Annotated in this window: 25 protein-coding genes; 1 reads left to right on the top strand and 24 read right to left on the bottom strand. The window is 66.9% G+C overall.

What is annotated here, in order from left to right; genetic code table 11:
* Positions 1 to 8: 8 nt before the first annotated feature.
* The 22 genes from M2319_RS22200 to M2319_RS22095 form a co-directional block, all read right to left on the bottom strand.
* Entirely contained in the window at positions 9 to 1,085 is a 1,077-nt protein-coding gene (locus M2319_RS22200; protein ID WP_264603665.1) for a transporter associated domain-containing protein, read from the bottom strand.
* On the bottom strand, positions 1,082 to 1,609 hold the full coding sequence (ybeY, locus tag M2319_RS22195; protein WP_264603679.1) for an rRNA maturation RNase YbeY: 528 nt from the start codon (positions 1,607 to 1,609) through the stop codon (positions 1,082 to 1,084). Before ybeY ends, M2319_RS22200 begins: the two co-directional genes overlap by 4 nt.
* Positions 1,610 to 1,614: 5 nt before the next feature.
* On the bottom strand, positions 1,615 to 2,640 hold the full coding sequence (locus M2319_RS22190; protein ID WP_264603678.1) for a PhoH family protein: 1,026 nt from the start codon (positions 2,638 to 2,640) through the stop codon (positions 1,615 to 1,617).
* Positions 2,641 to 2,678: 38 nt separating this feature from the next.
* Positions 2,679 to 4,085: a tRNA (N6-isopentenyl adenosine(37)-C2)-methylthiotransferase MiaB gene (gene miaB, locus M2319_RS22185; protein ID WP_264603664.1), complete on the bottom strand. Its 1,407-nt coding sequence runs from the start codon at positions 4,083 to 4,085 to the stop codon at positions 2,679 to 2,681.
* A gap of 188 nt (positions 4,086 to 4,273) precedes the next feature.
* Positions 4,274 to 5,119, bottom strand: coding sequence for a lysophospholipid acyltransferase family protein (locus M2319_RS22180; RefSeq protein ID WP_264603663.1), 846 nt, complete (start codon positions 5,117 to 5,119; stop codon positions 4,274 to 4,276).
* Between the two features lie 51 nt (positions 5,120 to 5,170).
* Positions 5,171 to 5,584, bottom strand: coding sequence for a Fur family transcriptional regulator (locus tag M2319_RS22175; RefSeq protein ID WP_264603662.1), 414 nt, complete (start codon positions 5,582 to 5,584; stop codon positions 5,171 to 5,173).
* Between the two features lie 116 nt (positions 5,585 to 5,700).
* Positions 5,701 to 6,186, bottom strand: coding sequence for a ribosomal protein S18-alanine N-acetyltransferase (gene rimI, locus M2319_RS22170; RefSeq protein ID WP_264603661.1), 486 nt, complete (start codon positions 6,184 to 6,186; stop codon positions 5,701 to 5,703).
* A 6-nt stretch (positions 6,187 to 6,192) separates the two neighbouring features.
* On the bottom strand, positions 6,193 to 6,864 hold the full coding sequence (gene tsaB, locus M2319_RS22165) for a tRNA (adenosine(37)-N6)-threonylcarbamoyltransferase complex dimerization subunit type 1 TsaB (protein WP_264603660.1): 672 nt from the start codon (positions 6,862 to 6,864) through the stop codon (positions 6,193 to 6,195).
* A gap of 194 nt (positions 6,865 to 7,058) precedes the next feature.
* Positions 7,059 to 7,673, bottom strand: a complete 615-nt coding sequence (locus tag M2319_RS22160) for a malonic semialdehyde reductase (protein WP_264603659.1) — start codon at positions 7,671 to 7,673, stop codon at positions 7,059 to 7,061.
* 136 nt (positions 7,674 to 7,809) lie between these two features.
* Positions 7,810 to 8,367, bottom strand: a complete 558-nt coding sequence (locus M2319_RS22155; protein WP_264603658.1) for a NifU family protein — start codon at positions 8,365 to 8,367, stop codon at positions 7,810 to 7,812.
* Positions 8,368 to 8,507: 140 nt separating this feature from the next.
* Positions 8,508 to 8,999 (bottom strand): universal stress protein, encoded by a 492-nt coding sequence (locus tag M2319_RS22150; protein ID WP_264603657.1) that lies wholly within the window; start codon positions 8,997 to 8,999, stop codon positions 8,508 to 8,510.
* Positions 9,000 to 9,086: 87 nt separating this feature from the next.
* Positions 9,087 to 10,139 carry a DUF1402 family protein gene (locus M2319_RS22145; RefSeq protein WP_264603656.1) on the bottom strand — a complete coding sequence of 351 codons (1,053 nt, stop codon included), beginning with the start codon at positions 10,137 to 10,139 and terminating at the stop codon, positions 9,087 to 9,089.
* A 228-nt stretch (positions 10,140 to 10,367) separates the two neighbouring features.
* Positions 10,368 to 11,672 (bottom strand): ATP-dependent protease ATPase subunit HslU, encoded by a 1,305-nt coding sequence (hslU, locus tag M2319_RS22140; RefSeq protein ID WP_264603655.1) that lies wholly within the window; start codon positions 11,670 to 11,672, stop codon positions 10,368 to 10,370.
* 47 nt (positions 11,673 to 11,719) lie between these two features.
* Positions 11,720 to 12,295 carry an ATP-dependent protease subunit HslV gene (gene hslV / locus M2319_RS22135; RefSeq protein WP_264603654.1) on the bottom strand — a complete coding sequence of 192 codons (576 nt, stop codon included), beginning with the start codon at positions 12,293 to 12,295 and terminating at the stop codon, positions 11,720 to 11,722.
* On the bottom strand, positions 12,292 to 12,495 hold the full coding sequence (locus M2319_RS22130; protein ID WP_264603653.1) for a hypothetical protein: 204 nt from the start codon (positions 12,493 to 12,495) through the stop codon (positions 12,292 to 12,294). Before M2319_RS22130 ends, hslV begins: the two co-directional genes overlap by 4 nt.
* A gap of 184 nt (positions 12,496 to 12,679) precedes the next feature.
* On the bottom strand, positions 12,680 to 13,264 hold the full coding sequence (locus tag M2319_RS22125) for an NADPH-dependent FMN reductase (RefSeq protein ID WP_264603652.1): 585 nt from the start codon (positions 13,262 to 13,264) through the stop codon (positions 12,680 to 12,682).
* A 46-nt stretch (positions 13,265 to 13,310) separates the two neighbouring features.
* Positions 13,311 to 13,952 (bottom strand): class I SAM-dependent methyltransferase, encoded by a 642-nt coding sequence (locus M2319_RS22120; protein WP_264603651.1) that lies wholly within the window; start codon positions 13,950 to 13,952, stop codon positions 13,311 to 13,313.
* 141 nt (positions 13,953 to 14,093) lie between these two features.
* The gene (gene dnaJ / locus M2319_RS22115; RefSeq protein WP_264603650.1) at positions 14,094 to 15,218 is read right to left on the bottom strand and encodes a molecular chaperone DnaJ; all 1,125 of its coding nucleotides are present in this window, start codon (positions 15,216 to 15,218) and stop codon (positions 14,094 to 14,096) included.
* 269 nt (positions 15,219 to 15,487) lie between these two features.
* A complete protein-coding gene (gene dnaK, locus M2319_RS22110; RefSeq protein WP_264603649.1) occupies positions 15,488 to 17,407 on the bottom strand; it encodes a molecular chaperone DnaK in 1,920 nt (639 codons plus the stop codon).
* 232 nt (positions 17,408 to 17,639) lie between these two features.
* Positions 17,640 to 18,086 (bottom strand): hypothetical protein, encoded by a 447-nt coding sequence (locus M2319_RS22105; RefSeq protein ID WP_264603648.1) that lies wholly within the window; start codon positions 18,084 to 18,086, stop codon positions 17,640 to 17,642.
* 70 nt (positions 18,087 to 18,156) lie between these two features.
* Positions 18,157 to 18,636: a hypothetical protein gene (locus M2319_RS22100; protein ID WP_264603647.1), complete on the bottom strand. Its 480-nt coding sequence runs from the start codon at positions 18,634 to 18,636 to the stop codon at positions 18,157 to 18,159.
* 96 nt (positions 18,637 to 18,732) lie between these two features.
* A complete protein-coding gene (locus tag M2319_RS22095) occupies positions 18,733 to 19,137 on the bottom strand; it encodes an MAPEG family protein (RefSeq protein ID WP_264603646.1) in 405 nt (134 codons plus the stop codon).
* Between the two features lie 94 nt (positions 19,138 to 19,231).
* Between M2319_RS22095 and M2319_RS22090 the strand changes: the two genes are divergently transcribed.
* Complete coding sequence (locus M2319_RS22090) at positions 19,232 to 19,849, top strand: alpha-ketoglutarate-dependent dioxygenase AlkB (protein ID WP_264603645.1); 618 nt, start codon at positions 19,232 to 19,234, stop codon at positions 19,847 to 19,849.
* Here M2319_RS22090 and ubiB read toward each other — a convergent pair.
* Both ubiB and ubiE read right to left on the bottom strand, forming a co-directional pair.
* Positions 19,846 to 21,429, bottom strand: a complete 1,584-nt coding sequence (ubiB, locus tag M2319_RS22085; protein WP_264603644.1) for a 2-polyprenylphenol 6-hydroxylase — start codon at positions 21,427 to 21,429, stop codon at positions 19,846 to 19,848. The genes M2319_RS22090 and ubiB overlap by 4 nt on opposite strands.
* A gap of 44 nt (positions 21,430 to 21,473) precedes the next feature.
* On the bottom strand, positions 21,474 to 22,253 hold the full coding sequence (gene ubiE / locus M2319_RS22080; RefSeq protein ID WP_264603643.1) for a bifunctional demethylmenaquinone methyltransferase/2-methoxy-6-polyprenyl-1,4-benzoquinol methylase UbiE: 780 nt from the start codon (positions 22,251 to 22,253) through the stop codon (positions 21,474 to 21,476).
* Positions 22,254 to 22,378 lie beyond the last annotated feature (125 nt).

Genomic DNA, 22,378 nt, shown 5'->3' with positions numbered 1-22,378 from the left:
GGGCCGGGTCAAGCGTCCTGTTGCCCGGTTGCCTCGGCGCGGCGCGTGCGGCGGCGGACCTCGCCGGTGCGCCGGCGATAGATGCGCAGCCGGCTGATGCGGCGTGGGTCGGCGTCGAGCACCTCGAACTCAAAGCCCGGAAGGGCGTCGGAGGCGATCAGTTCACCGCGCACGGGGATGCGGCCGATCAGCGTGAAGACGAGGCCGCCGAGGGTGTCGACGTCCTCGGCCAGATCCTCCACGGCGAAATCGGCGCCGATGGCCTCGATGGCGTCGTCGAGATAGAGCCGCGCATCGGCGACCCAGATGCCGTCGCCGGCGACCTCGATCTCGGCGTCGTCGTCCTCGTCGTGCTCGTCGGAAATCTCGCCGACGACCTCCTCGACGAGGTCTTCGAGCGATACCAGGCCGTCGGTGCCGCCATATTCGTCGATGACGAGGGCCATCTGCATGCGGCTCGCCTGCATCTTGGCCATCAGCTCCAGCGCCCCCATGGAGGGCGGCACGAACAGCACGGAACGGACGAGGCCGGTGCCGGACAGCGGCGTTCCAAGGTCGAGGCTGGCCAGGTCGAAGCCGGTCTTCTGGTTGTCGCCGTTCTCCGCATCGCCGGCGTCGGTCGCCTCGGTGATATAGGCCATCAGATCCTTGATGTGGATGATGCCGCGCGGGTCGTCCAGCGTCTCGTAGTAGACCGGCATGCGGGAATGGCCGGATTCGCGGAACAGGCGCAACAGGCTGCCGAGCGGCGTCTGCTCGTCGACGGCGTCGATGTCGGCGCGCGGCACCATGACGTCTTCGATGCGGATCTCGCGGAGCCGGAGGATGTTGCGCAGCAGCAGGCGCTCAACCGGCGAGAACTGGCCCTCGGCCGCCTCGTCGCGGGTCAGCGCCTCCTCGATGCTGTCGCGCAGGGTGCCGTTGTTGCGCAGGCCGATCATGCCGAGCAGGCGCGTGACGATACCGTCGTCGAGCAGGGTTCCGTGCTCGGGTGCGAGGTCCTTGTCGCCGTTACTGTCGGGTTGGCTGCCGGGCTCGGTGTCGCTCTCACGCGACGGCATAGGGAGCGGGTCGGGGTCGTTCATTGGTCCATTGCAAAAGTGGCCGACGCATAGGGGTCTGCAATGCCCAGCGTTGCCAGAATCCGCGTTTCGAGCGGCTCCATAACCGCCGCATCCTCGTCGAAAATATGATCATAGCCGAAAAGATGCAGCAAACCGTGAACAATCAAATGGGTAAGGTGGTCGTCAAACGGAATACCCAGTTCCGACGATTCCCGGCAAATCGTCTCGAATGCAAGCGCAATATCGCCGATCAGCGGACCCATGGGGCCTTCGGACGGCTCGTCGCCGGGGAACGACAGCACGTTGGTTGCCTTATCCTTGCCGCGAAACCGATTGTTGAGGTCGCGGATCGTCGCATCGTTGCAAAACAGCAGGCTGACCTCGGAGCCGGGTACCGTCTCCAAGGCGACGATGGCGGTCGTCGCCGAGGCGGCGCGGGCGGCGAGCGCGTCAAGGTCCGGCATGCCGGCGCCCGTCCAGTCGTCGGCCTCGACCTGGATCGCGATCTCGAAGGGGAGCGTGCGTTCAGCGGCCGGGGCGGTCATTGCGCTCACCGCGGCTCCTTCGGCGTTGCCGGGGCCTCGACCTCGCGGCGGGACACGCCGTCATAGGCGCGCACGATGCGGGCGACCAGCTCGTGGCGGACGACGTCGACGTCGGTGAACCGCACCTCGACGATGCCGGGCACATCGCGCAGCACCTTCAGCGCGTCGATCAGGCCGGAGGTGGTGCCCGGCGGCAGGTCGACCTGGCTCGGATCGCCGGTGACGATCATCTTGGAGTTCTCGCCGAGCCGGGTCAGGAACATCTTCATCTGCATGGTCGAGGTGTTCTGGGCCTCGTCGAGGATGACGACCGCGTTTGACAGCGTGCGGCCGCGCATGAAGGCGAGCGGGGCGACCTCGATCATGCCGGTCTGCAGGCCGCGATCGACCCGCTCGGCCGGCATCATCTCGTAGAGCGCGTCGTAGAGCGGGCGCAGATAGGGATCGACCTTTTCCTTCATGTCGCCGGGCAGGAAGCCGAGGCGTTCGCCGGCCTCCACCGCCGGGCGCGACAGGATCAGCCGGCTGGCATCTCCCCTCTCAAGGAGGGCGGCGGCATAGGCGACGGCGAGGAACGTCTTGCCGGTGCCGGCGGGGCCCGTGCCGAAGACGAGGTCGGAGCGGTCCATGGCCCGGAGGTAGGCGTCCTGTGCCGGCGAGCGGGCGATCACCGTGCGCCGGCGCGTCGCCACCTGGGCAAAGCTGAGCCTTGCCTTCGGCTCCAGCGTCGGCAGCGGCAACTGCTGCTCGGCGGCGACGGCGAGGCGGATGGCGCCGTCGACGTCGCCCGGATGCACCTCGTGGCCTTCCTGCAGGCGCTGGTAGAGCGCGACGAGCACATGCCGTGCCTGCTCGCAGCCCTCGTGGTGGCCCTTGATGGTCACCTGGTTGCCGCGGGCGATGATGTCGACGCCGAGATGCTGCTCGATGAGGGCAAGGTTCTGGTCGAACTGGCCGAAGAGATCGCTGACCAGCCGGTTGTCCTCAAAGGCGAGCACCACATGGCTCATGTCGGAGGCGGAAGCGGCCATGGCAACGTCGCCGGGGACCGCGGTCGGGGTATCGGAGGTCAAGCAACGCTCTCCGCTGAGAGGGGGGTGCGGGCGGACCCGGCGCTTACGGCTGCGGGCGCAACGAGCGAGGCGAACAGGCTGTTGGAGCCGATGGCATCGACCCGGGCCGTGACGATCTCGCCGACGAGGTCTGCGGGTGCATCGATCTGCACCGGCTGCAGCCAGGGCGAGCGGCCGGCGAGCTGGCCGGGCTTGCGGCCGGGCCTTTCCAGGAGCACGTCGATGGTGCGGCCTTCGCAGGCGGCGTTGAAGGCCTTCTGCTGGTCGGTGAGGAGTGCCTGGAGGCGGGCGAGCCGCTCGGCCTTGACCGCTTCCTCGACCTGGGCCTCCAGATCGGCGGCGGGCGTGCCCGGACGCGGGCTGTATTTGAACGAAAAGGCCTGGGCGTAGCCGACCGTTTCGATCAGCCGCAGGGTGTCCTCGAAATCGGCATCGGTCTCGCCGGGAAAGCCGACGATGAAGTCGCCGGAAAGGGCGATGTCCGGGCGCGCCGTCTTGATCCTTTCCACGAGGGCAAAATAGTCGGCCGCCTTGTGGCGCCGGTTCATGGCTTTGAGGATGCGGTCGGAGCCGGACTGCACCGGCAGGTGCAGATAGGGCATCAGCGCCGGCAGGTCGCGGTGGGCGGCGATGAGTTCGTCGTCCATGTCGCGCGGATGGCTGGTGGTGTAGCGCAGCCGGTCGAGGCCGGGGATATCGGCAAGGCGATGGAGCAGCCGGCCGAGGCCCCAGGTCGTGCCGTCCGGACCGGTACCGTGGAAGGCGTTGACGTTCTGGCCGAGGAGCGTCACTTCGCGCACCCCCGCATCGGCCAGCCGTTCGGCTTCCGCGACGATCTCGTCGACCGGGCGCGACAGCTCGGCGCCGCGGGTATAGGGCACGACGCAGAAGGTGCAGAACTTGTCGCAACCCTCCTGCACGGTCAGAAACGCGGTGACGCCGCGGGCGCGCAGCCGGGATTCGCGCCCGGCCGGCAGGCCCTTGAACTTTTCTTCGGCGAAGAACTCAGTCTCCACCGGCTTTTGGCCGGCGCGGGCGCCTTCTAGGAGATCGCCGAGCCGATGATAGCTCTGCGGGCCGACGACGAGGTCGACGACGGGCGCCCGGCGGACGATCTCCGCGCCCTCGGCCTGGGCGACGCAGCCGGCAACGGCGACCAGCGTCTTCTTGCCGTCGCGCGCGCGGGCTTCCTTGACGGTGCGCACGCGGCCGAGTTCGGAATAGACCTTTTCCGCCGCCTTTTCGCGGATATGGCAGGTGTTGAGGACGACGAGGTCGGCGGCTGCCATGTCGTCGGTCTCCTCAAAGCCGGCAGGCGCCAGGGCGTCCGACATCCGCTCGGAGTCGTAGACGTTCATCTGGCAGCCATAGGTCTTGATGAAAACTTTCGCCGGTTTTGTCATTCGTATCGCTGTCGGCCGTGTCGCTGCATGCGGTCTTGTCGGTATCGGGGGTTCCGGCCCGCAGCCGCCATGGGCGGTGTCCGGTGCCACAAAAGGCACGCGGATGTGCGGGTCCTGAAGCCCTCCTCTACCCTTTTTTGTCGCAGTTGAGAATAGGGCGCGCGTTTGGCCCTCTAATGACGGCCCGCTCAGGACGCCTCTTTCATCATCGGGGCGTCCTGCGACGGCGCCTTGACGGGGGCGTCGTCCTGGCGGCCGGCGAGCGCTGTGGCCGTCATTTCCCGGACGGCCTTTTCCGCGGTGCGGGCGATCGCCTTGCGGTCCGAGCCGACGTCGTAGCCGATCGGCTCGCCCCAGGTGATCTCCACGTCGAGAGGGCCGGCCTTCAACACCGCCAGGAAATGGGGCGCCATGTCCATGCCGCCGTACCAGGCGACGAGCGGGCGGTAGCGGCGGCCGAGCGGCACGCCGTGCAGGCGGGTGTAGGCGATCGACAGGGGCTGGATCCAGACCCTGGTATCGCCCTCCTCGTCGATGGCGTGGCGGGCCGCTCCGATCAAGGCGGTGCGGAAGGGCAGCACCTCGTTGCCGTTGTTGGAGGTGCCTTCGGGAAACAGCACCATGGCATCGCCGTCCTTCAGCCGGCCGGCGATTTCGGTGGCGACGACGCCGGTCTGGGAGCGGCGGGTGCGGTCGACGAAGACGGTGCGCTGAAGCTTGGCGAAGAGGCCGAAGACCGGCCAGCCGGCGACCTCGGCCTTGGCGATGAAGGAGATCGGCATCAGGCCGGAGAGCACGGTGATGTCGAGCCAGGAGGCGTGGTTGGCGGTGATCAGCAGCGGGCGCTCGTCGGCCGGGCGGCCGTGGATGCGCACGTTGATGCCGAGGAGCAGGCGCACGAAGCGGTGCCAGGCAACGGGAATGCGCCGCGCCAGCAACGAGCCGGTGCGCACGGCGAGCCACTGCATCGGGATCGCCAGCAGCGTTACCGGGGTCAGGACGGACAGAATGAAGACGGCGCGAAGGGTGCCCATCACCGCCCCCTGCCGGTGGCCGGCCGCACCAGGCGGGCGCGGCCCGGACGCCTATTCCTCATCGAGGGGCAGGGCGTAGAGTTCGAGCCGGTGGTCGACGACCTTGAAACCGAGGCGCTTGGCGATCAGCTCCTGCAGGCGCTCGATCTCCTCGTCGTGGAATTCCACCACCTCGCCGGTGCGCAGGTTGATCAGGTGATCGTGGTGATCCTCGCTGACCGTCTCGTAGCGGGCGCGGCCGTCGCGGAAGTCATGGCGCTCGATGATGCCGGCATCCTCGAACAGCTTGACCGTGCGGTAGACCGTGGAGATGGAGATGTTGGGATCGACGGCGACGGATCGTCGGTAGAGTTCCTCGACATCCGGGTGGTCTTCGGAGGATTCCAGCACCCGGGCGATGACGCGACGCTGGTCGGTCATCCGCATGCCCTTGGCGACGCACTGTTCCTCGATCCGCTGTTTCATCCCGCTGTCGTCCACGTCGACTCGACCTCGCATCTCTCGGTTCCGCATTCCCACGGCCGGTCTATCCGCACCGCGTCCGACCCGGCCTTCCTATTCAAGGGGGCGAAACTGTTAATCTAACGCAGTTCCCGTTTCATGACGAGTGCGGTACTCCGTTCGCCAGCTGCGTTTCCATAATAGCCGACCCGCTCCCCGACTTCCCGGAATCCCAGACTCCGGTATAGACCGACTGCGGCGATATTGCCGACATCCACCTCAAGATACAACTCGGCGATCCGGTCGGCATAGAGCTTGCGCAATACCGCCTCGACGAGCTGCCGGCCGATGCCACGTCGGCGGCACGACGGCGAGACGGCGATGGTGAGGATCTCCGCCTCGTCGGCGGCGGTGCGCACCATGACGAAGCCGACCGGACGGACGGCCGCAAACAGGCTGGACCGCCGCGCGGCAAGCCCTATCACGTTTTCCTGCCTAAGGAGTGCGGCAATTTCCTCTTCGCTCCAGGTGTGCTCGAAGGCCTCGGAATGGATCTCGCTGAGCGCCGCGACGTCGTCCTCGGTCGCCGCGTCGACCAGGGTCGGTATCTGCAGCAGCCACCACATGGGGGCTCAGACCCGCGCAAGGCGGGCATCCGCCTGGGGCTTGGCGTCGGGGGCGCGCAGGTAAAGCGGCGCCGGCGGTGCGCCGGGCGGGGGCGCGGCGGCCCCGAGGCGGGCGACGGCGGCGATCGGCGGCGCGCCGGCGGGCGAGACGATCGTGACCGCCGTACCGCAGGCATCGGCCGCGCGCGCCACCTCCTCGGCCGCCGAACCGACGAGGCGGGTGCCGGCGGGAAGGTCTCTTGCGAAGTCGGCGGCGGAGCAGACCCGCGGGCCGCCCGGCGCGCCATTGCCGGTGAGTTCGGCATAGATCTCGCCGCGTCTGGCGTCGATGACGGCGGCGACCGGGCCAACGTCTTCCCCGCGCACGCTTTCGGCAAGGGCGGCAAGGGTGGTGACGCCGACGACGGGCTTTTTCAGGACAAGACCCAGGCCGCGGGCCGCCGACAGGCCGACGCGCACCCCGGTGAAGCTGCCGGGCCCGACCGTGGCGACGATGCGGTCGAGATCGTTGAAGGAAAGGCCGGCATCGGCAAGCACCTCGCCGATCATGCCGATGAGACGTTCGGCGTGGCCGCGCTCCATTGCTTCCGACGCCGTTTCCAGGCGATCGGCGTCGCCGTCGTCGAGGACGGCGACGGAACAGGCAGTGAGCGCGGTATCGATCGCCAACAAACGCATGATAACCGCCTTACCCGCACGGCAGATCGAAGTCGAGTCGGGCTTTCGACCAAGACGCCGGGGCCAACGCCGACGGTGTTGCGTCGATAGCCGGCCGGAAACGGCGCTGTCGCGGGTGTTTTCGGGAAGAAAAAGGAGGCCGACCGGACGGCGGATCGGACACCGCCCGGTGCGGACACAAGCCGAACGGCGGCTCAGAGGATCTTGCAGAAGTCCTCGAATTCGAACCGCGGCAGGCGGTCGAAGAGGGCCTCCGGATCGCCATAGCCGAGATTGCAGATGAAATTGGCGCGGACCTTGGTGCCGGCAAAGAAGGCGGCGTTGACGCCCTCCTCGTCGAAGCCGGACATCGGCCCCGCATCGAGGCCGAGGGCGCGGGCGGCAAGGATCATATAGGCGCCCTGGAGGCTGCCGTTGCGAAAGGCGGTGCCGTTGATGGCCTCCTCGTTGCCGGCGAACCAGGAACGGGCGTCGGCATGGGGGAACAGCTTCGGCAGGTGCTCGTAGAATTCCAGGTCGTAGCCGACGATCGCGGTCACCGGCGCGGCGCGGGTCTTTGCCTTGTTGTTGTCCGACATCAGCGGGATGAGCGTGTCCTTGGCCTCGTCGGACTTGACGAAGACGATGCGGGCGGGAAGGCAGTTGGCCGCGGTCGGGCCCCATTTCATCAGGTCGGCAAGGGCGCGCAGCGTGGTGTCGTCGACGGCGCGATCCTGCCAGCCATTGTGGGTGCGCGCCTGGCGGAAGAGCTGGTCGAGGGCGGCATCGGCAAGCGGTTCGTGGAACGCCTGATAGTCAGTCGTGGGCATGGGATGTTCCGTTGTTTCGGGAGGTCCGGGAGGAGAGGACAGGAAAGCGGAAGCCGACGGGCGATGCAAGCACCCGCCGGTAAGCCTTTACGATTCGGTGGGACGCCTGCCCGGCCCGATGCGCCGGGCAAGGCGGTCAGATCTGGCGGACTTCGACGACTTCCGGCACGAAGTGCTTCAGGAGATTCTCGATGCCGTGCTTCAGGGTTGCCGTGGAGGACGGGCAGCCGGCGCAGGCGCCGCGCATCGACAGGTAGACGATGCCTTCGTCATAGCCCTTGAAGGTGATATCGCCGCCGTCCTGGGCAACGGCCGGGCGCACGCGCGTCTCCAGCAGCTCCTTGATCATGCCGACGGTGTCGGCGTCACGGTCGCCGTAGAACTCCTCGCCCGTGCCGCCGGCGCCAGTGTCTTCGGCCATCACCGGCTCACCGGTCACGAAGTGCTCCATGATGGCGCCGAGCACGGCCGGCTTCAGGTGCTGCCAGTCGCCGTCCTGCTTGGTGACGGAGATGAAGTCGGTGCCGAAGAAGACGCCGGTGACGCCGGGAATGCCGAACAGGCGCATCGCCAGGGGCGAGGCCGAGGCGTCGGCATCCTTGCGGAAATCACGCGTGCCTTCGGCAAGAACCGGCTTGCCCGGGAGGAATTTGAGGGTCGCCGGATTGGGTGTGGCTTCGGTCTGAATGAACATCTTCGGTCTTCCCCTGCGGCCGTCGGGCCCGCAAACATTGCTTACCTTGGATATGGAATTAGAGATTTTGCGCCGGACATCAAGGTGGCAACGCGGTGCACAGTGCGTGCACAGCGGGTGTTTTGTCCCGCGCGCCGGGATCAGGCGAGGGCGACGATTTCCTCGTCGGTGAGCGTGCCGGGGACGATCGTCAGCGGAATCGGGAACGAGCCGCCGCCGCGGGTGACGAACGAGGTGACCAGCGGACCCGGGCCTTCCTTGTCGGTGCCGGCGGCCAGAACGAGGATGGCGATGTCCTCGTCCTCCTCGATCAGCTTCAGGATCTCTTCCGACTTCACGCCCTCGCGGATGACCTGTTCCGGCTCGACGCTGGCCGTGGCGCGGACCCGGTCGACATAGCGGGACATGACCTCCTCGGCCTCGTCCTGGGCCTCGGCCCGCATCACCTTTTCGACCCCCAGCCAGTGCTGGAAGTCGCCGGGGACGATGACATAGAGCATGAGCATCGACCCGCCGGTGTGCTCGGCGCGCTTGGCCGCGAACATCACCGCGCGGTCGCATTCCGGCGTGTCGTCAAGCACGACCATGAATTTGCGCTTGTGGCCTTCGTCCTGGATGCGTCTCTCGATCATGCGCTCATGCTGCCATTCATTAACGGGCACGGCAAGGCGGAGACGCCAAAGCGCTTTGGGTCCCCCGAGCCGCCGCGGCAGACCGATTTACAGGAGCTTGCGCAGTTCGTCGAGTTTTTCGTTGACCAACCAGCCGTAGTAGTTCTCCACCGGGAATACCGGCCGGCGGCCGTCCTTGGCGCGGCGGGCGTTGATCCGGCGCAGCTTCTCGGCCCGTTCCGGGGCGTTGCCGACATTGTAGAGCGTGGCGGTCAGGCCAGGATTGCCGGAAATGTCGAAGCGGGCGATCTCGCGGTAGGAGTCGATGGAAACCTTGATCACCGCGGCCACATAGTGGAGCGAGGTGTCCGGATCCATGATCGCGCGATAGACCTCCGGGGCATTTTCCGGATCGAGCCGGTCGAGGCCGCCGATCTTCACCACGGTGTCGTTCATCTTCAGGGCGGTCAGCGGATTGAGCTGGCCGAGGCCGAAGGTCTGGCCGGCGAACAGCGGCTGGAAGAACGCCCGCCCGAAGCGCACATTGTCGTAGCGCGTGCCGTCGACGATGCGGCCGCGGAAGCGGTTTTCCCAGACCGACTCGCGGCAGCTCCACAGCCGGTTGCTGGTCTCCAGCGTCTTGCAGTGGTCGAATTCCGGACGCTCGACGAACTCCATCACGGTCTCGCCGTCATGGGCAAAGACGATGCGCGTGCCGGCATATTCCAGCGCCTTCAGGTAATAGGTCTGGAGCGTATCGATGGCGTTGACGTTGTAGGTGTGCTCGCCGACGATGGCGCCGATCATGTGCAGCGGATCGATGTCGTAGATCGCCGCCACTTCCTCGATCTTCTCGATGAGACCCCGATCGTCCTCAAGCGCATCATAGACCGCCCGGTACTTGCCCTCGAAGGTGTCCTTGGTCTCGCGGGTGCGGTTGCGCGCGACCACGGGCACTTCGGGCTGCACCGTCATCCGGTTGCCGGGCGGGACGGGGATCACCTTGGCAATGCCGGCGGCGGCGAGCGGCGCGGGCGCGGTCAGAAGGCCGATGAGGAGGGCAAGGAGCGCGGCCGCGACGACACCCTGCGCGGCCGGCCGGCGGAGACCGGCAGGCGCGGCAATTGCATTACGGCAGCGTGCGTAACTGGCAGCTAGCATGGTCGACTGTCGTTGCCCTTCCAGCGGCCCCGGCATGCGATTCGAACGGATGGCCGTTGACATAATCGCTGCCGCGCCAGCGGGCCAGCGTCATTTGCAGGAAAACGACAGAAACCGGCCTTTTGCGGCTTCCGCGCCACAATCTCCTACACAAAATATGGATTTTTTCGGCCGGCCCGAGGAAAACTCCCGGGACCGGCCGCGACGTATACGCCGGATAACTCGGGATCAGAGGATGAAGCGCGACAGGTCGGCGTTCTTGGCAAGGTCGCTGACATTGTCGCGCACGAAGTCCGCGTCGATGGTCACCGTCTGGCCGGCCTTGTCCGGCGCGGTGAACGAGATCTCGTCGAGCACCCGCTCCATCACCGTCTGCAGGCGCCTTGCGCCGATATTCTCCACCGTGGAGTTGATGTCGACGGCGATCGTCGCGATCTCGTCGATGGCCTCGTCGGTGAATTCCAGCTCCAGCTCCTCGGTCTGCATCAGGGCGATGTACTGCTTGATCAGGCAGGCCTCGGTCTCCGTCAGGATGCGGCGGAAATCGTCCTTGCCGAGCGGCTTCAGCTCGACGCGGATCGGCAGCCGGCCCTGCAGCTCCGGCAGCAGGTCGGCCGGGCTGGAGACGTGGAAGGCACCGGAGGCGATAAACAGGATGTGGTCGGTCTTGACCGGGCCGTGCTTGGTGGAGACGGTGGTGCCCTCGATCAGCGGCAGCAGGTCGCGCTGGACGCCCTCGCGGCTAACGTCGGCGCCGGAGCGGCCCTCGCGGGCGCTGATCTTGTCGATCTCGTCGAGGAACACGATGCCGTCGTTCTCCACGGCGCGGATCGCCTCCTGGACGACCTGGTCGTCGTCGAGCAGCTTGTCCGATTCCTCGGCGATCAGGAGCTCGTAGCTTTCGCGCACCGTCGTGCGCACGGTCTTGCGCTGGCCGCCGAAGGCCTTGCCGAAGATGTCGTTGAGGTTCATGACGCCGATGCTGGCTCCCGGCATGCCGGGCATGTCGAAGGACGGCATCTGGGCGGGCGCGGCGATCTCGATCTCGATTTCCTTCTCGTCGAACTCGCCATTGCGCAGCTTGGTGCGGAACGCATCGCGGGTCGACTGGCTGGCGTTCTGGCCGACCAGGGCATCGACGACCCGCTCCTCGGCCTGCAGATGGGCCTTGGCGTGCACGCCCTTGCGCTTGGCCTCGCGCACCAGCCCGATGCCGACCTCGACGAGATCGCGCACGATGCTCTCCACGTCGCGGCCGACATAGCCGACCTCGGTGAACTTGGTCGCCTCGACCTTCATGAACGGGGCGCCGGCCAGGCGGGCAAGGCGCCGGGAGATCTCGGTCTTGCCGACGCCGGTGGGGCCAATCATCAGGATGTTCTTGGGCAGAACCTCCTCCTTCATCGGACCTTCCAGGCGCTGGCGGCGCCAGCGGTTGCGGAGTGCAATGGCCACGGCGCGCTTGGCGTCCTTCTGGCCGACGATGTAGCGATCGAGTTCGGAAACGATCTCGCGCGGGGAAAAATCGGTCATACCTGTTCCGTTATCTGCTTGCGGGCACCGTCGCGGCGACGGGCGCTTTATTCCGCATCAAGGCTTTCCACGACCAGCCGGTCGTTGGTGTAGACGCAGATCTCTGCTGCGATCGCCATCGCCTTGCGGGCGATCGCCTCGGCGTCCTCACCGGTGTCCATGAGCGCGCGGGCGGCGGCGAGCGCGTAGTTGCCGCCGGAACCGATGCCCATGACGCCGTCCTCCGGCTCCAGCACGTCGCCGGTGCCGGTCAGCACCAGGGTGGTCGACTTGTCGGCGACGATCATCATCGCTTCCAGCCGCCGCAGATAGCGGTCGGTGCGCCAGTCCTTGGCGAGCTCCACGGCCGCGCGCATGAGCTGCTCGGGATACTGTTCCAGCTTGGCTTCCAGCCGCTCGAACAGGGTGAAGGCATCGGCCGTCGCGCCGGCAAAGCCGGAGATCACCGAGCCCTTGGCAAGCGGGCGGACTTTCTTGGCCGTGTGCTTGATGACCGTCTGGCCGAGGCTGACCTGGCCGTCGCCGGCAACGACGACGCGGCCGCCCTTGCGCACGGTGAGAATGGTGGTGCCGCGCCAGCCGGTCGGATCGCCGGCGTCACGCGAAGATTGGAAATGGGTCATGCTCCGCCCTCCAGGGCAAGGTCTTCGGCCTCCTCGTCCACGGCCGGCTTTTGCGGCAGGACCAGAAGCAACAGCAGCGCTGGAAAAAACAGCGCCGTCGCGAACGTCCAGCCGTCGGCGTTGCGGCCCTTGCGGCCGGCGATCGCATGGGCAAGGAGCGCGGCGATCGCGTTGACGGTGGCAACGATCAAAAGCGGCATGGGGAAGGCTTTCACTCGAAAAAAGAAATCGCTTCGAACGCCGGTCGCAGCCGGCGCGGGGCGCCCACCGAATCGCGATGCGCGCCGCCCTTATTTAGGCAGCGCGGGGGCGGATGCAAATTTTTGCGAGGAGGATGACGCTACGGTAGGCGGCGGCCCGGTGCCGGCAGCGCCGCATTACCGCTCAGGGCGCGGCATAGCGCCTCGCCTCGTCGACGAGGCGTTTGACCATCGCATCGAAGAAGCCGGCGGCCTGTTCGTCCGTGAGTTCGCCGTCGGGGGTGAAGGCCTCGGCGGCGCGGGGGACGGCGACCTGTTCGGGGATGACGAGGGCGCCGAGGCCGATTTCGAGGATTTGGCGCAAGGAGATCAGGCCGCGGACGCCGCCATGGGTGTCCTGCGAGGCGGCGGAGACGGCGAAGATGCGGTTGTGGTAGGCGGCGAGCGGGGGGTGCTTGTCGTCGCTGACCTTGCTGATCCAGTCGATCGTGTTCTTCAGGAGCGGCGAGACGCCGGCATTGTATTCCGGGCTGGCGAGGAAGATGCCCTGGTGGGCGAGGAACAGGCGGTGGAGGCGCACGGCTTCTTCCGGCGCGCCGCGGGCTTCCAGGTCGGCGTTGTAGATCGGCAGCGGATAGTCGGCGAGGGAGATGCGGGTCGGTTCGGCGTCGCGCTCGGCCAGCCGTTTCATGGCGAGCTCGACCAGCCTCGTATTGTAGGAGCCGCTGCGGGTCGAGCCGGAGAGGAGAAGGACTTTCGGATGTGCCACGGTGCCGGCTTCCTCGTCAGGTGAAGGTCGCCGGGCGGACGGTGTCTCAGGCCGCGGGAGCGTCGCTGCGGCGGTAGATCCAGACCCTTGCCGGCGGGAAATTGTTGACGATCCAGCTCGATTTGTCGACGCCGAAACGGCCGTGCTCGGGCGGCACCGGCGGCACCAGGGCGTAGGAGAACTGGACGAAGGGCGCGCCGGGGGCGAGCAGCTTGAGGCCGACATCGACCATGTCGCGGCGGGCGGCGGGCGGACGGGAGAACAGCGGCAGGCTAGAAACGATGCTGGCGAGCGGCTTCTCGGCGCGATCGCCGAGGGCGGCCTTCAGCGTGTCGCCCAGCGCATAGGCGTCGCCCTCGATCACCGTGGCGCCCGGAAAGCGCTTCTTCAGGAGCTTGCAGAAGGCCGGATTGAACTCCACCAGCACCAGCCGGCGCAGCGGAATGCCGCGCTTGGCAAGGGCGGCGGTGACGACGCCGGTGCCGGGGCCGAGTTCGACGATCGGGCCTTCCCGGTCGGGCTCGGCATGGCGGGCCATCATCGCGGCAAGGGCCGGGCCGGAGGGGCTAACGGCGCCGGTCTTCAAGGGGCTTTCGACCCAGGAGCGGAAGAACCGCATCTCGTCGAGGATCTTCGACGAGACCCGGCCGGCAATGCGGCGTCGCGATGTCTGGGGTGCTGGTTCCATCCTGAAGCCCTTTTAGCGGTTGTCTTTGTGGCGTCCGGCGCCGGTCCGCCGCGGCGGCGAATCGGCCCTTCGCAAAAGGATCGGCATGCGATCTTTCGACGCAATTCTTCGAAGCAAATTTCGGGGCAAATCTGGGCGGTTCTATGTCCCCAGATTGTCGAAGAAGTCCTTGACCTTGGAGAAGAAGCCCTCCGAGTCCGGGTGGTTGCCGTCGGAGGATTCCTTGTCGAATTCTTCGAGCAACTCACGCTGGCGCCGGCTCAGATTGCGCGGCGTCTCGACGACGACCTGGATGTACATGTCGCCGAGCTGGCTGGAGCGCATCACCGGCATGCCCTTGGACTTCAGGCGGAACTGCTTGCCGGTCTGGGTGCCGTCGGGAACCTTGACGCGGCTCTTGGAGCCGTCGATCACCGGCACCTCGATCTGGCCGCCAAGGGCGGCGGTGACCATGGAGATCGGCACCCGGCAGAAGATGTCGGCGCCGTCGCGCTGGAAGAACGGGTGCGGCTGGATCGACAGGAAGATGTAGAGATCGCCCGGCGGCCCGCCGCGCACGCCCGCCTCGCCCTCGCCGGCGAGCCGGATGCGGGTGCCGTCCTCGATGCCGGCGGGAATGTTGACGGTCAGCGCGCGCTCCTGGCTGACGCGGCCGGCGCCGCCGCAGGTCTTGCAGGGGTCGGAAATCACCTCGCCGCGGCCCTGGCAGGAGGCGCAGGTGCGCTCCAGGGTGAAGAAGCCCTGGGTGGCGCGCACGCGGCCGGTGCCGCCGCAGGTCTGGCAGGTCGAAGGGCTGGTGCCGGGCTTGGCGCCGGAGCCCGAACAGGTCTCGCAGCTCACCGTGGTCGGAACCCGGATCTCCACCGTCTTGCCGGCAAAGGCCTCTTCCAGGGTGACTTCCAGATTGTAGCGCAGGTCCGCGCCTCTGGCCGAGGACGAGCGGCCGCGCCGGCCGCCCATGCCGAAGAACTCGTCGAAGATGTCGGACATGGCCGAGGCGAAATCGTTGCCGAAGCCGGCCCCGCCCGGCCCGGCCCCGCCCTCGAAGGCGGCATGGCCGTAGCGGTCATAGGCGGCGCGGCGGTCCGGATCCTTGAGGATCTCGTAGGCCTCGTTGATTTCCTTGAAACGGTGCTCGGCGTCGTCATCCCCGGGATTGCGGTCGGGATGGAACTTCATCGCGAGCTTGCGAAAGGCGCTCTTCAGCTCCTTGTCGTCGGCACCGCGGGAGACACCAAGAACGTCGTAATAATCTCGCTTGCTCATCTATGTCTTTGTCTTCCGGCGCTCGTCGGGTGCATTTCGGCCCGGGCGGGCCCCGGTTCGCGAGCGACTATAACGGTCAGGCCATATCGGGCCAAGCAAGAGCACGCGGCCGCAGGTCCCCTGACGCACCGCCGACGCCCTTCGTCGGGCGGGCCGTCCCTCCCGGCCGGTTTACCGGGTATCTTCGCAGAACACCTGCCCGCCGGCCGGAAAAGGCGGGCGGGCAGGTGCGATGTCGTCACGGGGTCCGCTTGGCGACCGCCGGGCGGTCAGGCGGACTTCTTGGAATCGTCGTCCTGGACTTCCTCGAAGTCGGCGTCGACGACGTCGTCCTGGCCCTCGGCGCCACCTTCGGCGCCGGCGCCGTCACCGGCCTCGTCGCCCTGGCTGGCCTGGTACATGGCCTCGCCGAGCTTCATGGCCGCGGTGGCAAGCGCCTGGGTGGCGGACTTGATGCGTTCCGCATCGTCGCCTTCCAGCGCCGACTTGGTTTCGGCAACGGCCGCCTCGATCGCCGACTTGTCGGCCTCGGAGACCTTGTCACCGTATTCGGCCAGCGACTTCTCGGTCGAGTGGACGAGCGATTCGGCGTGGTTGCGGGCATCCGCCACCTCGCGCCGCTTCTTGTCTTCCTCGGCGTGGGACTCCGCGTCCTTGACCATCTGCTCGATGTCGCTGTCGGAAAGGCCACCGGAGGCCTGGATGCGGATCTGCTGCTCCTTGCCGGTGCCCTTGTCCTTGGCCGAGACGTTGACGATGCCGTTGGCGTCGATGTCGAAGGTGACCTCGACCTGGGGCACGCCGCGCGGTGCCGGCGGAATGCCGACGAGGTCGAACTGGCCGAGGATCTTGTTGTCCGCGGCCATCTCGCGCTCGCCCTGGAAGACCCGGATCGTCACGGCGGTCTGGTTGTCCTCCGCCGTGGAGAAGACCTGGCTCTTCTTGGTCGGGATCGTGGTGTTGCGGTCGATCAGCCGGGTGAAGACGCCGCCGAGCGTCTCGATGCCGAGGGACAGCGGCGTGACGTCGAGCAGCAGCACGTCCTTGACGTCGCCCTGCAGCACGCCGGCCTGGATGGCGGCGCCGATGGCGACCACCTCGTCCGGGTTGACGCCCTTGTGCGGCTCCTTGCCGAAGAACTGCTTCACCATTTCCTGGACCTTCGGCATGCGGGTCATGCCGCCGACCAGGACCACCTCGTCGATCTCGCCGGCGGACAGGCCGGCATCCTTCAGCGCCGCCTTGCACGGGGCGATGGTCCGCTGCACCAGATCGTCGACCAGGGCCTCGAACTTGGCGCGGGTCAGCTTCATGGTCATGTGCTTGGGACCGGACTGGTCCGCGGTGATGAAGGGCAGGTTGATCTCGGTCTGCTGGGTCGAGGACAGCTCGATCTTGGCCTTCTCGGCCGCTTCCTTCAGGCGCTGAAGGGCGAGCTTGTCGTTGCGCAGGTCGATGCCCTGCTCCTTCTTGAACTCGTCGGCGAGGTATTCCACGAGGCGCAGGTCGAAGTCCTCGCCGCCGAGGAAGGTGTCGCCGTTGGTCGACTTCACCTCAAAGACGCCGTCGCCGATCTCAAGGACGGAGACGTCGAAGGTGCCGCCGCCGAGGTCGTAGACCGCGATCGTCTTGCCGTCGTTCTTGTCGAGGCCGTAGGCGAGGGCCGCCGCGGTCGGCTCGTTGATGATGCGCAGCACTTCCAGGCCGGCGATCTTGCCGGCGTCCTTGGTGGCCTGTCGCTGGGCGTCGTTGAAGTAGGCCGGCACGGTGATGACCGCCTGCTCGACCTTCTCGCCGAGATAGGATTCCGCGGTTTCCTTCATCTTCTGCAGGATGAAGGCGGAAATCTGCGAGGGCGAATATTTCTTGCCGCTGGCCTCGACCCAGGCGTCGCCGTTGTCGGCGCCGACGATCTTGTAGGGCACCATGGAGATGTCCTTCTTGGTCGTCGGGTCGTTGAACGGGCGGCCGATGAGGCGCTTGATGGCGAACAGCGTGTCTTCCGGATTGGTGACCGCCTGGCGCTTGGCCGGCTGGCCGACGAGCCGCTCGCCGTCGTCGGTGAAGGCGACCATGGAGGGCGTCGTGCGCGCACCCTCGGCGTTCTCGATGACCTTGGCTTCCTTGCCGTCCATGACGGCGACGCACGAGTTGGTGGTACCGAGGTCGATACCGATGACCTTACCCATTTGCTTCTCCTTTCGGCAGACCGGTCGGACCCTCAACGAGGCGTCCGCTCATCGCCGGAACCTATCGGCTCCGGCCGATCCCCATGTTCAAATGCAAGTGCCGGATCCGTGTCCGGCCAATTTCGTGGCGTATATAAGGAGTGCGCCGCGACCTCGCAAGCCGGGGCCTTTCGGGAGCGCGGCCGGATGGCCGGCGCGGGGCATGGCGCGCGCCGGTCTGCTCGGTGCCCGATCAGTTGCAGGGCAGCTCCACCGGTTCCATCAGGACCGGCTTCTTCAGGATGTCGTGGAATTTGGCCTCGAAGTCGACATTGATGAAGGAAATCCCCGATCCGTTGCCCTCGTAAAGCACGCGCATATAGACCGAGCCGCTGCTGGCGAGGTTCATGACGATGAGGTGCTCCTGCAGCGAATCGCCGAGGGCGGCGATGGAATAGACCTCGCCGCGGGCATAGTTGAACTTTGCCAGCACCGGCAGCATCAGCGGTTCCAGCTTTGCCCGGTCGGCCTCGTTCCAGCTCCGCGCCATCTCGGAGAGCTGGCGGACGCCGCCGGCACCACCGCCGGCAACGAGGGCATCGACGAGCGCGCAGCTTTCGTCAAGCGGCGCAGCGGCGGCAGGCGCCGCGGAGACGGCAAGGAAGGCGGCGGCGGCAAGGGCCGAAAGGCGTTTCTTCATCTGGTCGGTTCCTTCTGGTCGGTTCTGGTTTTCATTGACCGGCCGCCGTCCTTTTCGCCCGGCCGGAGCGTTACGGACACTTGGACGGTTCGAGCCGGCTTTGGGGTAAGATAAGGCGCGGGCGGATGGTTTCCCAATTGACGTTGTAGACGAGGCCCATGATGCCCCAGCCGTCGCGGGCCTTGGCAACGGAAATATGCACGAACAGGCGCACGCCGTCGCTGAAGCGGACGATGACGAGGGTGTCGGTGAGGTCCTCGGAGAAGGAATAGAGCTCGTAGACGTTGGCGCCGGCCGGGCGGCGCGACTGGAACAGGCGCAGCAGCGGCTGCTTGGCGCGCTCCAGGTCCTCCTTGGAGCCGCCGCCGGTCATCAGGTCCTCGATGGCGGCAAGCAGTTCGGCATTGCTGCCGGTGGCCGCGGCCTTGGCGAGATGGCACTGGGGGCCGAGCGGCGTTTCCCACATGCGGGCGCGCAGCGGCTGGGCATCGGCCGCGCCGGCGGCAAGGAGCGCCAATGCGGCAAGGGCGAAAGACAGGGTACGGATCATCGGGCGATCTTTCTTGGACAAATTGAGGGTTTCGCGCCGGCACGGGTTGCGGCCGGCCCGTCGGTGGCGCGGTGTACGGCCCGAAGACGGCGTTTTTTAGCGCTGCAGCAGAACCCAGACCGACTGGCCGATCGACAGCACGGCGGCGATCGCGAGCGCGGTGAAGGTGAAGAACATGCCGCGCACCCGGAAGGTGAACTGCTCCGGGTCGCGGGAAATGCCGAGGGCGTGGAGCACCCGGCCGGCGATGAGGGCGCAGCCGACCAGCACGATGACGCCGCGATTGGCGCCCTGCATCTCGGCAAAGCCCATGAGGACGAGGGTCAGCGGCACATATTCGACGAAATTGCCCTGGACGCGGATGGCGCGGCGCATTTCGACATCGCCGCCGTCGCCGGAGAGAATCTTCTTGTCACGGCGCAGCGCGACGACGCGGAAGCTGAACCAGATCAGCATGAACGCGGCAATGCCGGCGAAAATCGGCGTGATGATCGGGATCAAGGTCTGTCTCTCCTGATGCGCTGCCGCCGGTCGCCACGGCCTTGCCGCCGCCGGCCCCTTGAAACGGGCACCCCATCAAGAGCATATCCGGTCCATGCAGGTAAAGCCCGGATACCTTGACCCCGCCGACCAGGCGGAGCTTCTTTCGGAGATCGTCGCGGCGATTTCGGCCGCGCCGTTCTTCACGCCGCGCATGCCGCGCACGGGCAAGCCGTTCTCCGTCGTCATGACCAATTGCGGGCCGCTCGGCTGGGTCTCGGATCGGGCCGGCTACCGCTACCAGCCGACACACCCGGAAACGGGCGCTCCGTGGCCGGCAATGCCGGAGCGCCTGCTTGAAATCTGGAACGCCCTTTCCGGCTATCCGGGACCGCCGGAGGCCTGCCTCGTCAACTATTACCGGCCCGGCGCGCGGATGGGGCTCCATGTGGATGCCGACGAGGAGGATTTTTCCGCCCCGGTGCTCTCGGTCTCGCTCGGCGATACGGCCCTCTTCCGCGTTGGCGGGACGCGGCGCAGGGACCCGACGCGCTCGTTCCGGCTGTCCTCCGGCGACATCATGCTTTTGACCGGGGAGACCCGGCGCGCCTATCACGGCATCGACCGGCTCTATCCGGGGACATCGCGGCTGCTGACGCCCTATGGCGACCTTTTCCCGGAGGGCGGGCGGATCAACCTGACGCTTCGGCGGGTGACGCCGGTCTCCGGTTAAAGCACCATCTTCAAGGCAATGGCCGCGAGCGATACGGCGCCGATCCAGAGCGCGATTCGCCCCGACCTTGTATGGCGCGCCTCGGCCCGGCCGATGGCGTCTGCCGTCGCCGCATCGAAGCGCAGGCCGTTGCGGCCCATCTCCTGGATCTCGTTCGACAGGGTCTCGGCGCGTTCGGCCAGCATCGGCAGTTCGCGCACCAGGCGGCCGATGGTGCCGATGCCGTCGGCGGTATCGCGCAGGACGCCGGCGGGACCGAGATTCTTTTCTATCCAGTCGCGGACCACCGGTTCCGACACCCGCCACATGTCGAACTCCTCGTCGAGGGAGCGGCCGACGCCCTCGACCACGACCATGGTCTTCTGCAACAGGATCAGCTCGGTGCGGGTCTCCATGCCGAAGCGCTCGGTGTTCTCGAAAAGCTGGGTGAGGAGCTTTGCCATGGAAATGTCGGAGGCGGACTGGCCGTGGATCGGCTCGCCGATCGCCCGGAGCGACTGGGCGAACAGTTCCACGTCCTTGTCGGGCGGCACGTAGCCGGCATCGAAATGGAGCCTTGAGACGCGCAGGTAATCGCGGCGGATGAAGCCGAACAGGATCTCGGCGAGGAACTTCCGCTCCGCCTTGGTCAGCCGGCCCATGATGCCGAGATCGACGGCGACCAGCGTGCCGTCGGGTTCCACGAAGAGGTTTCCGGGATGCATGTCGGCATGGAAGAAGCCGTCGCGGATGGCATGGCGCAGGAACGACTGGATGACGTTGGCGCCGATCGCCGGCAGGTCATGGCCGGCCGCGGCGAGGTCCTCATGCTTCCACAGCTTGATGCCGTCGATCCATTCCAGCACCAGGACGTTCTTGGCGATGTGCTGCCATTCCACGTTCGGCACCCGGAAGCCCGGATCGTTCGCCGTGTTCTCGCCCATCTCGGAGAGCGCAGCGGCCTCCATGCGAAGGTCCATCTCCAGTTCGACCGAGGCGGCGAGCGTGTCGACGACGGCAACGGGGCGCAGGCGCCGGGACGGCGGGTGGAAGCGCTCGATGAGGCGCGCCGCCATGTAGAAGCTCTTCAGGTCGCGGTTGAAGCGGTGCTGGACGCCGGGGCGCAGCACCTTGACGGCGACGCTGCGGACGCTGCCGTCGTCGCCTTTCATCTCGGCCTTGTGGACCTGTGCGATCGAGGCGGCGGCGACGGGCGGGCCGAAACTCTCGAACATCTCCTCGATGGGACGGCCGAGGGCACTCTCCACGGCCTTGCGGGCGGCGTCCTCTGAGAAGGGCGGCAGGCTGTCCTGAAGATTGCCGAGCTCGCGCGCCATGTCGCGGCCGACGACGTCGGCGCGGGTGGCGAGGAACTGGCCGAGCTTGATGTAGGACGGCCCCATGCGTTGCAGGGCGTTGGAGAGCCGCGCGCCGGTATCGACGCCGGGCTCGGGCCGGCGCTCGAAGGCCTTGAGGACGCGAAGGACGAAGGCCGGGCCCGGCGGCGGGTCGGGCGGGGCCAGCAGATTGGGAACGCCCTCGCGCACGAAGGTCCAGCCGGAGCGGCAGAGCCGCGCGAAGGTGACGATATTGAAGCCCATCGGGGGAATGCGCCGTTTCTTTTTTCTTGGGGTCTCTTGAGTGTCTAGAGCTTCCAGCCGGAATGGATGGCGACGGCGCCGCCGGCGAGCGGCGTGACGTCGACGCGCGAAAAGCCGGCGTCGCTGATCATCTTGGCAAAGCGGGCCTTGTGCGGAAAGACGCGGATCGATTCCACCAGATAGCGGTAGGGCTCGGCGTCGCCGGCAATGACCTTGCCGATCGCCGGGATGACGTTGAAGGAATAAAGGTCGTAGAGCTTGTCGGCGAGCGGCAGGTCCATCTGCGAGAATTCCAGGCACATGAAGCGGCCGCCCGGCTTCAGCACCCGGAACGCCTCGTTCACGGCCTCCTGGATGCGCGGCACGTTGCGGATGCCGAAGGCGATCGTGTAGGCGTTGAAGCGGTCGGAGGCGATCGGCAGGTCCTCGGCGTTGCCCTGGACGAACTCGATGCGGCTAGCGACGCCGCGCCGCTCGGCGCGCTCGCGGCCGACGGTCAGCATGGCGTGGTTGATGTCGCAAATCGTGACCTTGGCCCGGTCATGGGCCTTGTTCAGGATCCGGAAGGTGATGTCGCCGGTGCCGCCGGCAACGTCGAGCACCTCATAGGGCCTTGTGCCGGAGCGCGGCGGCGCCAGCTTGGCGATGAAGGCGTCCTTCCAGAGCCGGTGCAGGCCGCCGGACATGGCGTCGTTCATGATGTCGTAGCGCCGCGCCACCTTGTGGAACACGTCGTCGACCATGGTCTGCTTGTCGCCGAGCGCGACTGTCCTGTAGCCGAAGGCGGTGTCGTCGCCGGCGTCGTCTTTCTGGCGGATCGTCATGGCGGGTCTTCCTTCGCAAAATGCGCCGCGACCATAGCCGAAGCGATCCCGGAGCGCCATCGCCCGCCGCGCGCTGTCAGCGGCGGTCATTTGCCGCGAGCCGGGAATGGGTTAGACACGTCCGG

Origin of the sequence: Rhodobium gokarnense, from assembly GCF_025961475.1 — a bacterium.
Taxonomy (GTDB): Bacteria; Pseudomonadota; Alphaproteobacteria; order Rhizobiales; family Rhodobiaceae; genus Rhodobium; species Rhodobium gokarnense.
The sequence above is the reverse complement of the archived record's forward strand: the minus strand, read 5'-3'. Positions and strand labels throughout refer to the sequence as shown.

What these genes read in the sequence shown, in the direction of transcription:
- M2319_RS22200 (WP_264603665.1), bottom strand. Translation starts at nt 1,085, where the DNA reads ATGAACGACCCCGACCCGCTCCCTATGCCGTCGCGTGAGAGCGACACC.
- ybeY (WP_264603679.1), bottom strand. Translation starts at nt 1,609, where the DNA reads ATGACCGCCCCGGCCGCTGAACGCACGCTCCCCTTCGAGATCGCGATC.
- M2319_RS22190 (WP_264603678.1), bottom strand. Translation starts at nt 2,640, where the DNA reads ATGGCCGCTTCCGCCTCCGACATGAGCCATGTGGTGCTCGCCTTTGAG.
- miaB (WP_264603664.1), bottom strand. Translation starts at nt 4,085, where the DNA reads ATGACAAAACCGGCGAAAGTTTTCATCAAGACCTATGGCTGCCAGATG.
- M2319_RS22180 (WP_264603663.1), bottom strand. Translation starts at nt 5,119, where the DNA reads ATGGGCACCCTTCGCGCCGTCTTCATTCTGTCCGTCCTGACCCCGGTA.
- M2319_RS22175 (WP_264603662.1), bottom strand. Translation starts at nt 5,584, where the DNA reads ATGAAACAGCGGATCGAGGAACAGTGCGTCGCCAAGGGCATGCGGATG.
- rimI (WP_264603661.1), bottom strand. Translation starts at nt 6,186, where the DNA reads ATGTGGTGGCTGCTGCAGATACCGACCCTGGTCGACGCGGCGACCGAG.
- tsaB (WP_264603660.1), bottom strand. Translation starts at nt 6,864, where the DNA reads ATGCGTTTGTTGGCGATCGATACCGCGCTCACTGCCTGTTCCGTCGCC.
- M2319_RS22160 (WP_264603659.1), bottom strand. Translation starts at nt 7,673, where the DNA reads ATGCCCACGACTGACTATCAGGCGTTCCACGAACCGCTTGCCGATGCC.
- M2319_RS22155 (WP_264603658.1), bottom strand. Translation starts at nt 8,367, where the DNA reads ATGTTCATTCAGACCGAAGCCACACCCAATCCGGCGACCCTCAAATTC.
- M2319_RS22150 (WP_264603657.1), bottom strand. Translation starts at nt 8,999, where the DNA reads ATGATCGAGAGACGCATCCAGGACGAAGGCCACAAGCGCAAATTCATG.
- M2319_RS22145 (WP_264603656.1), bottom strand. Translation starts at nt 10,139, where the DNA reads ATGCTAGCTGCCAGTTACGCACGCTGCCGTAATGCAATTGCCGCGCCT.
- hslU (WP_264603655.1), bottom strand. Translation starts at nt 11,672, where the DNA reads ATGACCGATTTTTCCCCGCGCGAGATCGTTTCCGAACTCGATCGCTAC.
- hslV (WP_264603654.1), bottom strand. Translation starts at nt 12,295, where the DNA reads ATGACCCATTTCCAATCTTCGCGTGACGCCGGCGATCCGACCGGCTGG.
- M2319_RS22130 (WP_264603653.1), bottom strand. Translation starts at nt 12,495, where the DNA reads ATGCCGCTTTTGATCGTTGCCACCGTCAACGCGATCGCCGCGCTCCTT.
- M2319_RS22120 (WP_264603651.1), bottom strand. Translation starts at nt 13,952, where the DNA reads ATGGAACCAGCACCCCAGACATCGCGACGCCGCATTGCCGGCCGGGTC.
- dnaJ (WP_264603650.1), bottom strand. Translation starts at nt 15,218, where the DNA reads ATGAGCAAGCGAGATTATTACGACGTTCTTGGTGTCTCCCGCGGTGCC.
- dnaK (WP_264603649.1), bottom strand. Translation starts at nt 17,407, where the DNA reads ATGGGTAAGGTCATCGGTATCGACCTCGGTACCACCAACTCGTGCGTC.
- M2319_RS22105 (WP_264603648.1), bottom strand. Translation starts at nt 18,086, where the DNA reads ATGAAGAAACGCCTTTCGGCCCTTGCCGCCGCCGCCTTCCTTGCCGTC.
- M2319_RS22100 (WP_264603647.1), bottom strand. Translation starts at nt 18,636, where the DNA reads ATGATCCGTACCCTGTCTTTCGCCCTTGCCGCATTGGCGCTCCTTGCC.
- M2319_RS22090 (WP_264603645.1), top strand. Translation starts at nt 19,232, where the DNA reads ATGCAGGTAAAGCCCGGATACCTTGACCCCGCCGACCAGGCGGAGCTT.
- ubiB (WP_264603644.1), bottom strand. Translation starts at nt 21,429, where the DNA reads ATGGGCTTCAATATCGTCACCTTCGCGCGGCTCTGCCGCTCCGGCTGG.
- ubiE (WP_264603643.1), bottom strand. Translation starts at nt 22,253, where the DNA reads ATGACGATCCGCCAGAAAGACGACGCCGGCGACGACACCGCCTTCGGC.